Annotated in this window: 13 protein-coding genes; 5 read left to right on the top strand and 8 right to left on the bottom strand. The window is 52.5% G+C overall.

The features are described 5' to 3' along the window. Positions 1 to 4: 4 nt before the first annotated feature. A complete protein-coding gene (locus H1D31_RS06530) occupies positions 5 to 319 on the bottom strand; it encodes a YfcL family protein (protein WP_261257090.1) in 315 nt (104 codons plus the stop codon). Continuing rightward, positions 319 to 1,449 (bottom strand): ATP-NAD kinase family protein, encoded by a 1,131-nt coding sequence (locus H1D31_RS06525; protein ID WP_261257087.1) that lies wholly within the window; start codon positions 1,447 to 1,449, stop codon positions 319 to 321. The genes H1D31_RS06530 and H1D31_RS06525 overlap by 1 nt, the downstream gene beginning before the upstream one ends. A 159-nt stretch (positions 1,450 to 1,608) precedes the next feature. Here H1D31_RS06525 and H1D31_RS06520 point away from each other — a divergent pair, with 159 nt between their 5' ends. Next, complete coding sequence (locus H1D31_RS06520) at positions 1,609 to 3,006, top strand: coniferyl aldehyde dehydrogenase (RefSeq protein ID WP_261257084.1); 1,398 nt, start codon at positions 1,609 to 1,611, stop codon at positions 3,004 to 3,006. Here H1D31_RS06520 and H1D31_RS06515 read toward each other — a convergent pair. From H1D31_RS06515 to prmB, 3 genes are read right to left on the bottom strand one after another with little or no spacing between them, the layout of a single operon-like run. Further along, positions 3,003 to 4,190, bottom strand: a complete 1,188-nt coding sequence (locus tag H1D31_RS06515; RefSeq protein ID WP_008610128.1) for an MFS transporter — start codon at positions 4,188 to 4,190, stop codon at positions 3,003 to 3,005. The genes H1D31_RS06520 and H1D31_RS06515 overlap by 4 nt on opposite strands. Before the next feature lie 37 nt (positions 4,191 to 4,227). Next, entirely contained in the window at positions 4,228 to 5,343 is a 1,116-nt protein-coding gene (aroC, locus tag H1D31_RS06510) for a chorismate synthase (RefSeq protein WP_065956009.1), read from the bottom strand. Continuing rightward, a complete protein-coding gene (prmB, locus tag H1D31_RS06505; RefSeq protein WP_065956008.1) occupies positions 5,344 to 6,300 on the bottom strand; it encodes a 50S ribosomal protein L3 N(5)-glutamine methyltransferase in 957 nt (318 codons plus the stop codon). A gap of 50 nt (positions 6,301 to 6,350) precedes the next feature. Here prmB and smrB point away from each other — a divergent pair, with 50 nt between their 5' ends. After that, a complete protein-coding gene (gene smrB, locus H1D31_RS06500; protein WP_008610125.1) occupies positions 6,351 to 6,926 on the top strand; it encodes an endonuclease SmrB in 576 nt (191 codons plus the stop codon). 33 nt (positions 6,927 to 6,959) lie between these two features. Here the strand turns inward: smrB and sixA are convergent, their stop codons facing one another. Continuing rightward, positions 6,960 to 7,445, bottom strand: coding sequence for a phosphohistidine phosphatase SixA (gene sixA / locus H1D31_RS06495; RefSeq protein ID WP_261257079.1), 486 nt, complete (start codon positions 7,443 to 7,445; stop codon positions 6,960 to 6,962). Positions 7,446 to 7,641: 196 nt separating this feature from the next. Between sixA and H1D31_RS06490 the strand changes: the two genes are divergently transcribed. Continuing rightward, positions 7,642 to 10,419 carry an insulinase family protein gene (locus H1D31_RS06490; RefSeq protein WP_261257078.1) on the top strand — a complete coding sequence of 926 codons (2,778 nt, stop codon included), beginning with the start codon at positions 7,642 to 7,644 and terminating at the stop codon, positions 10,417 to 10,419. 239 nt (positions 10,420 to 10,658) lie between these two features. Beyond that, a complete protein-coding gene (locus H1D31_RS06485) occupies positions 10,659 to 12,728 on the top strand; it encodes a putative bifunctional diguanylate cyclase/phosphodiesterase (protein WP_409976787.1) in 2,070 nt (689 codons plus the stop codon). A 46-nt stretch (positions 12,729 to 12,774) separates the two neighbouring features. On the opposite strand, the gene maoP is transcribed toward H1D31_RS06485, so the two are convergent. Continuing rightward, positions 12,775 to 13,122 carry a DUF413 domain-containing protein gene (gene maoP, locus H1D31_RS06480; protein WP_261257075.1) on the bottom strand — a complete coding sequence of 116 codons (348 nt, stop codon included), beginning with the start codon at positions 13,120 to 13,122 and terminating at the stop codon, positions 12,775 to 12,777. Positions 13,123 to 13,250: 128 nt separating this feature from the next. On the opposite strand from maoP, the gene H1D31_RS06475 reads away from it, so the two are divergent. Continuing rightward, the gene (locus tag H1D31_RS06475) at positions 13,251 to 14,102 is read left to right on the top strand and encodes a LysR substrate-binding domain-containing protein (protein ID WP_261257074.1); all 852 of its coding nucleotides are present in this window, start codon (positions 13,251 to 13,253) and stop codon (positions 14,100 to 14,102) included. Here the strand turns inward: H1D31_RS06475 and H1D31_RS06470 are convergent. Beyond that, a complete protein-coding gene (locus tag H1D31_RS06470; RefSeq protein WP_039925598.1) occupies positions 14,088 to 14,285 on the bottom strand; it encodes a hypothetical protein in 198 nt (65 codons plus the stop codon). The two genes, H1D31_RS06475 and H1D31_RS06470, sit on opposite strands and share 15 nt — an antisense overlap. Positions 14,286 to 14,360: the final 75 nt, after the last annotated feature.

The following is a 14,360-nucleotide window of genomic DNA, read 5'->3' as shown; positions in this document are numbered from 1 at the left end:
TTGTTCAGGCTGCCTTAACTCGGGCAGCCTGTTGTAAACGTTGCCAGATATCCTGCACCAGCAATTCGTCTGTTGCGTTTAGCTCGCCCTGGGCAATCGCCTGCTGCAGGCTGTTATTAACCTGTTGCAGCAAGGTGGCCACGCTAAAAGGTTGTTCGTTCAGTTGCAGGGTTCCAACGGCTAAATCAACATGACCACGTAAATAGCCGGCGGCAAACAGCTCATCGTCGGTAGCAACCGGCACTAACTGGTCGAAAAATTCCGCCGCCCGGGCAATAAAGTGTTCGGTATTGCCGTGTTCGGTATTGTTCTCTTGCATTATGCTTCGTCCTCATAACCTAAGCGGTAAATCACATAATCGTTATAGCCGGTCAGCACCGGTATTAAGCCCTGTAACTCGCGATCTAAGGCCATATCACCGGTATCGGCCAGTAATGGCCGGCCATTCAGTTGCTGCAGCTTGCTCTTGGTCGCCAGCAATAGAATATTGTTGCGGCCAATGGCACGGATCACAGCCGGGGAGAGTTGTTGATTACCGCGGCCAAACACATGGCCCTGACCGCCAATCAAGGTAATAATCAATTTGCTGGGTTTATCCTGCACCAGTTTAAGCAACTGCGCTGCGGTCACATCTTTGGCCAGCAGCTGACCATTTTCGACCACATCCACACCAAGCAGGGTATTGTCCAGCCCCAGTTCCGCCATCACGGCGGCAACAGTCGAGCCGGAGCCCATTACATAACGCACATCCGGCTCCATTAAGCCGGCAACATAGGCCGCTAAATCATCCAACACCAACTCTTCCGATTCTTTGCCGGCCATCTTTACGCTTTGTACATAACGCAGCTCTGCCGGAATGCGCATCTCGCCATAGCGGCGGGCTTTGACGACACCTTCCCGGAAAGCACTTTCATCAATATCCATCACTGCAGCTTCCTGCTGACTGACCAGCTCACCGGCCACCAGTTTCGCCAGTAGCTTACCGGCGGCCAGTGGCGAAATCGCATACACGCCGGAATGAATTTTACAGCCGGCAGGGATACCTAAGACAGTGGTTCTATCACCGACAACGCTACAGACATTGCGCGCTGTACCATCACCACCGGCAAACAACAGTAAATCGACACCGGATCCGGCAATCACAGCCGCGGCCTGCTCGGTATCGGCTGCCGTAGTGGGTAAAGTCGCCGGGGTATAACACAGCTGATAATCAAAACCCAGCTCTTCACAAAGCTGTTGCCCCATCTCACCGGCGACGGTGACGATTTGCAGCTTGTCGCGCAGCGGCAGCAGTTGCTCCAGGCTCTGTCTGGCACGCTGCTGTGCCATCGGCACCGCGCCAAGTGCCAGCGCCTGTTCCGCCATGCCATCACTGCCTTTTAAACCGACACTGCCGCCTAAACCAGCCAACGGATTAACAATCAAACCCAAGCGAAACTGCGTTGTCATCGACCTCACCTGTGTGACAGCTTTCGAAATTGCTGCGCATTGTAGCGACTTGACTGCGGCTTGCCCAGCGCTGTGCTGCTCGACAACGCTTGCTCCACTGGTTGGACTACTTTAGAGTAACAGCATAACCCAGCGTGTTAAAAGAAGTAGTGACCTCTGATGAGCATAGAAAGCCTGTTTCAACAGCATCAACAGCAGTTTAACGCCGAACCCTATCCGTCACTTGCTACACGCAAGCAACGCTTGCAGCGTTTGGCCGAATTGCTGCAACAATACAACCCCGCGTTGCAACAAGCCGTGGCCAGCGATTTTGGCCAGCGCAGCAGGGTTGAAACGCAGCTGCTGGAAATTGCGCCCAGTTTGCAGGGTATCAAATATCAGTTATCACAGCTTAAAGGTTGGTTAAAACCGCAGCGCCGCGCTGTACACTATACCTTTGCCCCGGCAAAAAACTTTGTGCTGGCGCAGCCGTTGGGGGTCGTCGGCATTATCGTGCCGTGGAATTATCCCATTTTTCTGGCACTTAGCCCGTTAATGGCGGCACTTGCTGCCGGTAATCAGGTGATGCTTAAGCTGTCGGAATTTACTCCGGCAACCAATGCGGTGTTGACTAAGATGTTGGCAGAGGGCTTAACTGACTGCGTCAGTGTGGTTCAGGGTGATGCCAACATCGCCGCCGCTTTTGCCGCCCTACCCTTTGATCATCTGTTGTTTACCGGCTCTACCGCTGTTGGGCGCAAAGTGATGCAGGCTGCGGCGGCCAATCTAACGCCAGTGACGCTTGAGCTGGGCGGTAAAAGCCCGGCGCTGCTGACAGCAGATACCGACTTAGCACATTTTAGCCAGCGCTTATTGTTTGGCAAAACCGCTAATGCCGGTCAAACCTGTGTCGCGCCCGATTATGTGTTAGTGCCTAAGGCTCGGATCACGGCTTTGATTAACCAACTGCAAGCCGACTTTACCAAGCTCTATCCTGATTTTGCTACCAACCCCGATTACAGCGCGGTGATCAATACTCAGCATTATCAGCGCTTACAGCAGCTGCTAAGCGAAGCACTGGCTAAAGGCGCAACCGCTTATCCCTGTGCAGTGATGGTCAGCGAGCAGCAACAACAACAGCGCCGGCTACCGCTAACCTTGCTGGTTGATGTGCCCGAGGAGTGTCAGATTTTACAGCAGGAAATTTTCGGTCCCTTGTTGCCGATTATCGGCTATGACAGCTTTGAGCAGGCGCTTGACTATATTAAATCCAGACCCAGGCCGCTGGCGCTGTACTTATTTAGTGAAGATAAGCGGTTGCAACAGCGAGTGTTAACCCAAACTCATGCCGGTGGTGTTTGTATTAACGATACGCTGCTGCATGTGGCACAGGAGGACTTACCCTTTGGTGGCATCGGGCCATCAGGTTTGGGTAACTACCATGGCCCGGAAGGCTTTTGGCGTTTTTCCCACGCCAAGGCGGTGCACCAGAAAGGCCGCTTTAGTAGCAGCATTTTGATTTACCCGCCCTTTAACCGGCCGCTGTTTAAAGCGCTGCTTAAGTGGTTAATGCGCTAGGGCGTGTTGATGTTTGCGGCTTTATCATCCGCTCGCGGCATAGTGCGCGGTAAACTTAGCGCCAATAGCATCGCTATTGCTGCTGCCAGTGCCGCCAACGTAAAGGTGGCACTGGCGCCAGCCCCATCGCGCCAGCTGATACCGGCAATATAGGCGCCGATAGCCCCGCCACCGCCATAAATAATACCGGCATAAAACGCCTGACCTCGGCCGCGCTGCGCCTTCGGGAAAAACTGCTGAATAAACTGCATAGCGCCGCTGTGGGCAATAGCAAAGCTACCGGCATGTAACAGCATACTGGCTGCCAGCACCAGCGGCTGATCACCAAGATAAGCGACGATTAACCAGCGCAGTGCGGTTAAGCCATAACAAGCGGCCAGTAAATGCCCCAGCCTGAAACGGCCCAAAATGCGGCCGGCAAAATAAAAGGCGACGATCTCCGCCGCCACCGCCACGCCAATCAACAAGCCGGTAACAGTGCCGCTATAACCCAGATCGCGGCAATACAACGTAAAAAAGCCATAGTAAGGCGCAAAGCTCATTTGCAGCATTAAGGCCGCGCCCATAAAGAGCCACAGTACCTTACTTTTGAATAACTGACGCCAGGACAAGTGCACCTGCTGACTGGCCGACAGCTTAGGCAGCGGCGGCAGTTTAAATAAACTAAGTAGCAGTAAGCCTAAAAACAGCAGCGCTGTTGCCGGCATAAACTCACTGCCAAAACGCTGAAATAAATAACCGCCGAGCAGCACCAGAATGATATAACCGACACTGCCGGAAGTGCGGATGCGGCTGTAAGCACCGGCATCATCGTTCAGCGCATGGAAGGTACAGACTTCGAGCTGCGGTAAGATAGCAGTCCAGAAAAAACTAAACAGCGCGAAACCGGCCAGCAAGGGCCAAAAGCCGGCATCAACAAAGCTGCTGCACCAGGCCAGGATCGCGATAATGGCGCCAAAGCGCATAATGCTCAGCGGCCTGGCGGTTTTATCAGCCAGCGTGCCCCACAGCGCCGGGCCAACGATCCGCGTCGCCGTGACCAGCGCCAGCAATAAGCCAATTTGCGCCGAGCTTAAGCCGCGGCCATCCAAAAACAGCCCGAAATAAGGCACAAACAGGCCTAAGACGCCGAAATAAGCAAAATAAGCCAGCGCAAGGGCTGGCTTGGTGGCAAGTGTTAACACGACTGTTCCGTTAAACTAGTGCGATTAAAATGCTGTATTAATTGCTTTGCTGCTGCCGTGCCAGTGCCGCGATATCCGGTGTACTGACCTGGACCCCGGCATTTTGGGCGCGGTGGCGTAGCAGATGATCGAGCAGCACTATTGCCAGCATGGCTTCGGCAACGGGTACCGCGCGAATACCGACACAGGGATCGTGCCGGCCCTTGGTCACCACATCCACCACTTCACCGGCGGTATTAATGGTTTTGCCCGGAATACTGATACTGGACGTCGGTTTTAACGCCATGCTGACCAGAATATCCTGGCCACTGGAAATACCACCTAAGGTACCGCCGGCATGATTCGCCGTAAAGCCCTGCGGTGTCAGCTCATCACGGCCAGTAGAGCCGCGCTGCTCAACTACCGCAAAGCCATCGCCAATTTCCACTGCCTTAACGGCATTGATACTCATCATCGCATGGGCGATATCCGCATCCAGACGATCAAATACCGGCTCGCCCAGACCGACCGGCATCCCGGTTGCCACCACATTCACCCGCGCGCCAACCGAATCACCGTCTTTTTTCAGCTGCCGCATATAGTCATCCAGCGCTTCTAGCTTAGTCGCATCCGGGAAGAAGAAGGCATTTTGTTCCACCTGCGACCAATCCAACTGCTCGGCTTTAATCGGCCCCAGTTGCTGTAAATAGCCGCGGATCTCAATACCGCAGTGCTCAGCGAGATACTTTTTGGCAATGGCGCCGGCCGCGACCCGCACTGCCGTTTCGCGCGCCGACGAGCGGCCGCCACCACGGTAATCACGAATGCCGAATTTGTGCCAGTAGGTATAGTCGGCATGGCCAGGCCGGAACTGGCTGGCAATATTGGCGTAGTCTTGCGAGCGCTGATCGGTATTTTCAATCAATAAGCCAATACTGGCGCCGGTTGTCTGCCCCTCGAACACACCAGAGAGGATTTTGACACTGTCTTCTTCGCGGCGCTGTGTGGTATAGCGTGACGTGCCGGGCTTACGCCGATCGAGATCATACTGTAAATCTTCGGCAGTTAATGCCATACCAGGCGGGCAACCATCGACAATGCCGCCAATCGCCGGACCATGACTTTCACCAAAGGTGGTGACTTTAAATAACTGGCCGATGCTGTTACCTGCCATTTAACTTTCCTCGAATAAATGCTGGCAAGCCACAAGTTGTGCTTTGCTCAGTGCAAAGACGCCAAGGCCTCCGGCACTAAACTCCAGCCAGCGAAATGGGACGTCTGGATATCTATACTGCAATTCAACCATACTATTGCCCACTTCACAAACTAAAATGCCCTGCTCGGTTAAATGCGCTGCCGCATCGCGCAGGATCTGCCGGGTTAATTCCAGGCCGTCGATACCAGACGCCAGCCCCAGTTCAGGTTCGTGCCGGTATTCATCCGGCAGATCAGCCATATCTTCAGCATCGACATAAGGCGGGTTAGTGACAATCAAATCATATTGCTGGCCCGTCAGGGCACTAAAGCCATCTGACAGAATGGGGTAGACCCGCTCCTGCAGCTGATGCTCGGCAATATTCAGCTCACATACTGCCAGTGCATCCTCGCTGATATCGACGGCATCAACCTGCGCCTCCGGAAAGGCCACCGCACAGGCAATGGCAATACAGCCCGAGCCGGTACAAAGATCCAGAATATGGGCCGGGCTGCTGCCAGCCGGTAACAGGCCCTGAAACTGCTGCTTAATCAGCTCGCCAATCGGTGAGCGCGGGATCAACACCCGCTCATCGACATAGAACGGCAAATCACAAAAATAGGCTTGCTGGGTCAGATAGGCGGCCGGAATACGCTGGGTAATTCGCTGCTGTAACAGTGCGACAAAGTGTTGTTTCTCATCCAATGTCAGGCGCACGCTAAATAACTTTTCATCGCGCAGGGGCGGCAAGTACAACACATGCGACAGCATCACTGCGGCTTCATCCCAGGCATTATCGGTACCATGGCCAAAATAGACTCCACCCTGATGCATCCGGCTAACGGCCCAACGTAACCAGTCATGCAGAGTCTGCAGTTCGCTATAGGCGCGGTCCAGTAATTCAGGACTAAAAGGTGCGGGTAAGGTGTCAGACATGGTATCCTTGGCTCCGGTAGCAGCTAATAAGATAGTATAGATTAAGGCCGATGCAGCAAAAAAAGCCGAAGCCCGATGCACTCAGCGTCGAAGAGCGAGCCCTGTTTCGCGACAGTGTCGCCGGTGCCCGCCCGCTTGAGCAGGACAAGATACCGCCAGTTGTCAGACGCAGCAAGCAAAAACGCCTGCCGACAGCTGCCGCTGAGCTATCTGCGCAAAAACTGTTCTTTTTCTCCGATGAATATGAAGCCATTACCGACACCAGCGGCAGCTTGTCTTATGTGCAGCAGGGTGACGATCCGATGCTGGCCGGCCGCTTACGCCGCGGTGAATTAGAACCGCAGGTGGTACTGGATTTACACGGCATGACAGCCAATGAAGCGAAAACACAGCTGGCTGGCTTACTGGATTATTGCCAGCAGCAGCAATTTAATTGCGCCTGCGTCGTACATGGCAAGGGGCTGGGCATACTGGCACGTAAGGTACCAAACTGGCTGGTGCAACATCCAAATGTACGCGCCTTTCACACCGCCCCAAAAAGCTGGGGCAAGCATGGTGCCCTGTTGTTATTACTGAAAATTAATCAAAGTACCGAGCAGCAGTTTCGTGAACTGCAGCACCGATAACAGCACCAGCTGTCACAGCAAGATCAATCAGCGTTAGCTGCGTACCAACGACAAATCCAGCGGTGACATCTGCTCTAACAACTTCCCGCCGCGTGCTGTCCGGTAATCGATACAACATAAGGCTGCAGTGGTAAAAATGGGTGTGCGGCCGGCGTCGGTAAAGGCTTCGACCAGAAAACTGACCAGCGGCATATGGGATACCAGTAATACCCGCGCATCAGGTTGCTCAGCAAGCAGCAAATCCAGTTGATCTTTGATCTGTAACGCCTGACCATCCGGCACCAATTGCGGTATCACCTCCAGCCGACAGGCCGCCTGCGCTTCCAGCATGATGGCAGCGGTTTGCCGTGTGCGCAGGTATGGGCTGACCCACAGGTAGTCAAATGCCGGATAGGCAGCGGCCAACCAGGACGCCATCTGTTGCACTTCCAACCGCCCCTGGCCGGTCAGCGCGCGCTGCTGATCGTCAGCCTGCAGCGGCTGAGCCTCGCCGTGGCGCATGATTACAATATTTACCATGGTGTGATTGCCATACTACTTGATCTGTCCCATCTGGCCGGCCGTTTAACAAATAAGCATGCGTCAGGTGAAAATAGTGCGCTATGATAATGAAAGTCAGCCGCCAGCGTAACTGCTATTAAAGCATAAGACCTATGCTGGTTATTACTTATCGCTATGAGAGGCGCCCGCAGCAGGTGCCCTTAAAGGATGCATCTTGGCCAGTTCACCAATATTGCAAAGCCCGAACGATCCCAGACAGTACCGGCACCTTGTCTTAGCTAACGGTTTAACGGTGCTACTGGTTCAGCAAGCCGACAGCGAAAAAAGTGCGGCGGCGTTGACCGTCAACGTCGGGCACTTCGACGATCCGATAGAGCGCGAAGGTTTAGCTCACTTTTTAGAACATATGCTGTTTTTGGGCAGTGCCGCTTACCCACAGGCCGGCGAGCTGCAGCAATTTATCAGTGAGCACGGTGGCAGCCATAATGCCTGGACCGGCACTGAGCACAGCCAGTTCTATTTTGATCTTGAACAGCAACATTTTGCCGACGGTTTAAGCCGTTTTGCCGCGATGTTTACCGCGCCCTTATTTAGCAGTGACTATGTCGAAAAAGAGCGCCAGGCGATTGAAGCGGAATTTTCGCTAAAGCTGAAAGATGACAGCCGGCGTATCTATCAGGTGCATAAAGAAAGCATTAATCCGGCACATCCCTTTGCCAAATTTTCGGTTGGTAACGCCCAGACCCTGGCCGATCAGCCACAGGAAAGCCTGCAGCAAGCAGTTAAACGCTTTTTCGACAGCCAGTACAGCGCTCAGAGGATGTCATTGTGCCTGGTTGGCCCACAGAGCCTGACTGAGCTGCAGCAGTTGGCAACACGCTATTTCAGTGCGATTAAAGGTGATGTGGCGGCCAAGAGCCCGCTACAAGTGCCACTCTATCTGGCAGAGCATCAGGGATTACAGTTAACTATCCGGCCACATAAGAGTAGCCAGCGGTTAGTGGTAAGTTTTGCGCTTCCCGATATCCAGCCCTGGTATCGCTATAAAATTGTCAGTTTTCTTGCTCATTTGTTAGGCGATGAGGGACCTGGCTCGCTGTTAGCCCTCCTTAAAGCACAGGGGCTGGTAAATCAGCTGAGTGCCGGTGGCGGCATTGATGGCAGTAACTATAAAGATTTTACACTAGCGTTCGAATTAACCCAGCTTGGCCGCCAGCAATACCAGCAGGTCGTGCAAGCGGTATTCGCCAAATTGCGGTTACTAAAACAAAGCGACTTTCCCGAACAGCTGTTTAAAGAGCGGCAGAAACTGCTGCAATGGGCTTATCAATTTTATGAGCCTGCTACGGCATTGCAGACGGCGATGGATCTGTCGCTGAACCTGCAGCACTATCCGCTACAGGATGTGATCTTTGGCGACTACCGGATGGAGCCGCCACCGCTTGCGCTGTATCAGCAGCTACTGAGCTATTTTAACGCCGCTAACCTACGGCTGATGCTGATTGCCGATGATGTCGATACTGACCGTCAGGCCCGCTGGTATCACACGCCCTATCAACTGCAGGCAATTGATCAATCCTTACTCGCTGCACTTGCCCAAACCGAGCTGCTTGACGGTATCCAGCTGCCAGAGGCCAATCCCTATCTGCAGGCCGATTTAACCTTGCTAACCACTGCAGACCATTTAGATAAGCCAGAATTGTTCTACACTGACCCGGGTTTAAGCCTCTGGTACAAAGCGGATACGGACTTTAACAGCCCCAAAGGCCATATCTTTATCCAGTTGAGCCTGCCCAATAGCTGTCAGACGCTGCAACAGCAAGCCGCCAGTCGCTTATGGGTCGAATTACTGTTAGATCGCTTTAATCAGCAACTTTACGCCGCGACAACTGCCGGGCTGAATTATTTTCTGCATGTTCACCGCCAGGGGCTCAGTTTACAGACCAATGGCCTGAGCGCTAATCAGCTACGTCTGGTTGCTGATCTGTTAGCACAGCTGCCAGATCCAGAGTTTTGTCCACAGCGCTTTGCAGAGTTAAAACAGCAACTGTGCCGGCATTGGCTAAACAGCAGTAAGAATAAACCTGTTGCCACCCTATTCTCAAAGCTTTCGGCCGTGCTGCAACCACAGAATCCGGAGCCGGTGCAACTGGCGACGGCATTGGCCGCGTTAAGCCATGCCGATTTTCAACAGTTCCGGCAGCAGGTCTGGCAAGCCTTGCATCTGGAAGCGCTGTTATTGGGCAACTGGCGTCGGACTGATGCGCTAGCCTTACAGCAACAGTTACAGCACTGGCAACGGCAGCAAGGCGCGATCGGCCAGGCACTCAAACCGCCACAATGCCTGATCCGCGATCTAGGCCCGGTCTGGTTGGAGAACCCACCCGACTCGCCTTCCGACCATGCGTTGGTTATTTATCTGCCGGCGCGGGAAAAATCCCCTGTGATGATGGCGCTGTTTATGCTCGCCAATCACATCTTATCGCCGCGTTACTTTCACCAGCTGAGAACTGAGCAACAACTGGGCTATCTGGTCGGCACCGGCTATGTCCCGGTCAATACCCTGCCGGGCATGGCGTTCTATATCCAGTCGCCTAATCAGCCAGCCGGTGCGCTTTATCAGGCAACGGTAGCCTTTTTCCGGCAGTTTATCAGCGAGTTGAATCAACTGGATGACAGCGATTTTCAGTCATTAAAGCAAGGCCTAGCTGCTCAACTGGCGGAGCGGGATATTAGCTTAAGTGCCAGGGCTAAGCGGTATTGGCTGGCATTGAGTCAGGGCGATTATAGCTTTGATTTGACACAACAAATTCTTACTGCGTTACAAGATGTTGACCGACTGCGCTTTCAGGACTTTTTAAAGCAGTTGCTTGCTGCCGAGTATGATGTGTTGTTATTCGCCACCGATCCACCGCCAGCAGATAATTATGTAAAATGCCTGCATAAGTCGCAGTTGACAGAATTATTACAGCAGCAGCAAAAATGCTTTTGACAGTACCGATTTTCTCCGTTACCGTAGTTCAAAAGCAGTACTGAATAAATAAAAAAGTGCGCGATAAAACAATAACTTTTCTTACCCTCTCTTTTTTGGGGCTAACACTCGGTGTGTTATTTTTCTTGCCCCTCGCCGCTACGGCCCTTAGCTGGGATACCGTACAGCCTTATTTATTTCCTGCATTACTCACCCTGGCGCTTACCGGCCTGTTGCTTGGTCAGTTAAGTTTAAGGCGGATGCGGCGTTATCATCAGGCGCTGGCGAAAAGTGAAGAGCGGCTGCGACTATCGATTTGGGGCAGTGGCGATGAACTCTGGGACTGGAATATCGATAGTGGCGAGCTCTACCGCTCCAGTGCCTGGCTGGAGCCGCTGGCAATTGCCCCCAAGACCGAAGATTTCCCGCCCAACAAAGCGCTGATCCATCCGCAGGATTTAGACCGGGTTAGCCACGCTTTATCACAGCATCTGGCCGGCAAAAGCCCATTTTTTGAAGCCAGCTACCGGGTAAAAACGCTGGATGAAACCTATATCTGGGTACTGGACCGAGGTAAAGTTGTCGCCTATCACGAAGACGGCAGAGCCCAGCGCATGACGGGCACCCTGAAAAATATCAGCCAGCTAAAACAAGCTGAAGCAAGGATGCAGCTGTTCGCCCGCTGTCTGGAGAATATCTCCGATGCCGTGGTGATTTGTGATACTAAGTTCAACATTATCGAAGTTAACCCAGCCTTTAGCGTGATTACCGGCAAAAGCCGGGAGCAGGTGCTACAAAGTCGTTTCCAGCTGTCACTCTATCCGCCGCGTTTTATTCAGGATATTGAGAAAAAACTGGTTAGAGATGGCCGTTGGAGCGGCGAGATCCGTGAACTGAAAACCAATGGTGATTACTACCAGGCAGAATTAACCTTTGACGTGATTAAAGACGAACAGGGTTTTATCACCCAATACGTCGCGGTGTTTTCCGATATCTCCGACCGTAAGAGACGCGAAGCCGAGCTTAGCCGGCTGGCTAATAGCGACACCCTGACCGGTTTACCCAACCGTGCGGTTTTTATGAATAAGCTGGCCAGTCTGGTTAGCGAGAAAACCGAACATGCGTTACTGGTATTTGACCTGGATAACTTTAAGAAAATTAACGACTCACTGGGTCATGAGCTTGGTGACGCCCTGCTTTGTAAGCTGGCTGATCGCCTGCACAACAATAAATTATTCCGGCAAAAACTATACCGGCTGGGCGGCGATGAATTCGCAATTTTGCTCGACAATACCAATGATATTCATGCCATTACCAGCCTGGCGAAAAACTTACTGGAACAAATTAATAAGCCTTTCGCTGTGGATCAGCATGAGCTGGCGGTAACCAGTAGTGTCGGCATAGTGCTGTTTCCGGAAGATGGCAAGGACCCACAGGCGCTGCTGCGAAATGCTGATACGGCGATGTATCATGCCAAGAGTGCCGGTGCCAACCGCTATTTGTTCTTTAACGACACCATGAACAAACAAGCCGTTAAACGGTTGCAGATCGAAAACCTGATCCGCCACGGCTTAAAAGAAGATTATTTTACCGTGTTCTACCAGCCGAAAATGGACATGCTAAGTGGCAAGGTCGTCGGTATGGAAGCCCTGGTGCGCTTTATTACGCCTAAGGGCGGTTTGGTAAGCCCAGCCAGCTTTATTCCGGTGGCAGAAGAAACCGGACAAATTGTTGATATCGGTACCGTGGTACTACGTAAAGCCTGTATCGATGTTAAACGCTGGATAGCACAGGGCCTGTTTCATGGCAGGGTGGCGGTTAACTTATCGGCCAAGCAATTTATGCTGCCGTTTCTCTGTGATCAGATTGACGATATTTTGCAGCAAACCGATTTACCCTCCTACCACCTGGAGTTAGAGATCACTGAGGGTACGGTAATGCAATCGCCGAAGCTGGCGATTGATACCATGAAAAAACTGCGTGCCCGCGGTATTCATCTGGCGATGGATGATTTTGGTACCGGCTACTCCTCGCTGGCCTATCTGAAACAATTTCCACTTAATACGCTGAAAATTGATAAAGCCTTTATCGACGATATGAGCAGTGCCCGCGGCCGCAATATGGTCGATACCATTGTCACTATCGCACACAACCTGAGCCTGAGTGTGGTGGCAGAAGGGGTGGAAACGCACGAACAACTGGAGCAGCTACGCAAGCTGCGCTGTGAAATTATTCAGGGTTACTATTATAGCAAGCCGTTGTCTGCCGAAGATTTTGCAGCCTTCCTGCAAGAACAAAAGCAACAACGGCCGAAGATTGCGGCGTTATAAGGCGAAAGCCAAATTACAGACATTAAAAAAGCCCTAACGGGCTTTTTTAATCGGCATCTGATTCAACGTACGAGAAATCATCCGAGCCATCTGCAATGCGTTTCTTACCGAACACCGTATGAAATTTGCGTTTTTCTGCCAGACGTTGTTTGTACTTTAACCAGGTTTTTTCATACACAGTGCTGGCTTCGGCTTCACCACGGCACACTAACAAAAAGCGCTGCTCTTCGTCATTTGCCGGTTGGCGTACACCCTGCTCCAACTCTTGCATTGCTAAACCATGTTTTTCCAGCAGATTGCCCTCTGCCAGGGTAAAACGCCCAGACCGGGTAAAACCACGCGGGAAATTCCGGTCATCGAAAAAGCGACGATTAGCGACAAAACTTTGCTGCATCACTTTTTTCCTCTCATGTCGTTGAATATCAAGCCAGCCTGTTTAAACTGTGCGGAGTATGGTTAACAAAATTCCTGTCGTAAAACAAATATTTTTAATTGTTACGATAAAAAACATTTGAGGCTAGTTTGGATACTGACTTACTGAAAACCTTCCTGGAAGTACAGCGCACCCGCCATTTTGGTAAGGCTGCCGAAAATTTATACCTTACGCAGTCGGCGGTGAGTTTCCGCATCCGCCAGCTGGAACAACAATTGGGCGTAAATTTATTTATCCGACACCGAAATAACATTCAGTTAACAGCGGCGGGCGAACGACTGTTGCCGCACGCCCAAACCATGCTGGCCGCCTTACAGCGCGCCAGACAAGACGTCGCGGACAGCGCCAGCCAAAGCCCGGCTTTACAGCTGGCAATGCCAATGGTATTGGCTGAGCAGTTATTAGCGCCCACGTTGCAGCAGCTGGCGTTATTGCCAACACCGCTGACAATCCGGGCCGAATCTTTACCGAAGGAACAAATCAGTGACTTGCTGCTAAGCCAACAATTGGATCTGGCTATCTTACCGGAGCCGGTAAAGACCGAAGACCTGTATCGCGAAGCCATAGCACAGTTACCGCTGCTGGCGGTGTGCACGCCGGGCCATGCTGCCTGTAAGCAGCTCAGCGCTGCAGAGTACTGCTATGTGGAATGGGGGCAGGCCTTTGCGCTGCAGCATAGCCGCGATTGGCCACAGCTACAGGCGGCGCGTTTTAGCACTAACTCAGCGCAACTGGCGCTAACTCAGGTGTTAGCAGGTAACGTCGCCGCCTTTTTACCCGAGAGCTGGGTTAAACCCTATTTTAACGCCGGGCAACTGGTGGCGGCGGCGGCGCAGCGCTATACACTGACACTTTATGCCGTCTGCCATCAGGATCGGCAACAGGATAGCCTGCTAAAAGCCGCTATGGCGCTTTTAAAGCGACAATTAGGGCCGGAATAAACCGTAGCTACGGCCACGGGCGCGGCGCAGCGTCAGGCGTTTGTGGCTGTTAAACAGCGGTAATAGCAAAGGGCCGGTGAAAATTGCCGCCAGTGCCCAGCGCATCGCCTGCATACCACTACGCAGCGCGGCGATATATACGCCTACTGCTACCATTAACCAAAGCACCGGAACTAATAACACCCGTTTTCTCCTACATCACTTTACTGCTGCTGGCGATTATACCAGCTATCCGGACGTCTTGCTGTTATGCTTTAG

The organism is Alishewanella sp. BS5-314 (assembly GCF_025377695.1).
In the GTDB taxonomy this organism is placed as follows: domain Bacteria; phylum Pseudomonadota; class Gammaproteobacteria; order Enterobacterales; family Alteromonadaceae; genus Alishewanella; species Alishewanella aestuarii.
The sequence above is the reverse complement of the archived record's forward strand: the minus strand, read 5'-3'. Positions and strand labels throughout refer to the sequence as shown.

Coding starts and splice junctions, on each gene's coding strand:
- H1D31_RS06520 (WP_261257084.1), top strand. CDS start 1,609: ATGAGCATAGAAAGCCTGTTTCAACAGCATCAACAGCAGTTTAACGCC.
- maoP (WP_261257075.1), bottom strand. CDS start 13,122: ATGCAGCAAAGTTTTGTCGCTAATCGTCGCTTTTTCGATGACCGGAAT.
- sixA (WP_261257079.1), bottom strand. CDS start 7,445: ATGGTAAATATTGTAATCATGCGCCACGGCGAGGCTCAGCCGCTGCAG.
- prmB (WP_065956008.1), bottom strand. CDS start 6,300: ATGTCTGACACCTTACCCGCACCTTTTAGTCCTGAATTACTGGACCGC.
- aroC (WP_065956009.1), bottom strand. CDS start 5,343: ATGGCAGGTAACAGCATCGGCCAGTTATTTAAAGTCACCACCTTTGGT.
- H1D31_RS06530 (WP_261257090.1), bottom strand. CDS start 319: ATGCAAGAGAACAATACCGAACACGGCAATACCGAACACTTTATTGCC.
- H1D31_RS06485 (WP_409976787.1), top strand. CDS start 10,659: ATGCGGCGTTATCATCAGGCGCTGGCGAAAAGTGAAGAGCGGCTGCGA.
- smrB (WP_008610125.1), top strand. CDS start 6,351: ATGCAGCAAAAAAAGCCGAAGCCCGATGCACTCAGCGTCGAAGAGCGA.
- H1D31_RS06525 (WP_261257087.1), bottom strand. CDS start 1,449: ATGACAACGCAGTTTCGCTTGGGTTTGATTGTTAATCCGTTGGCTGGT.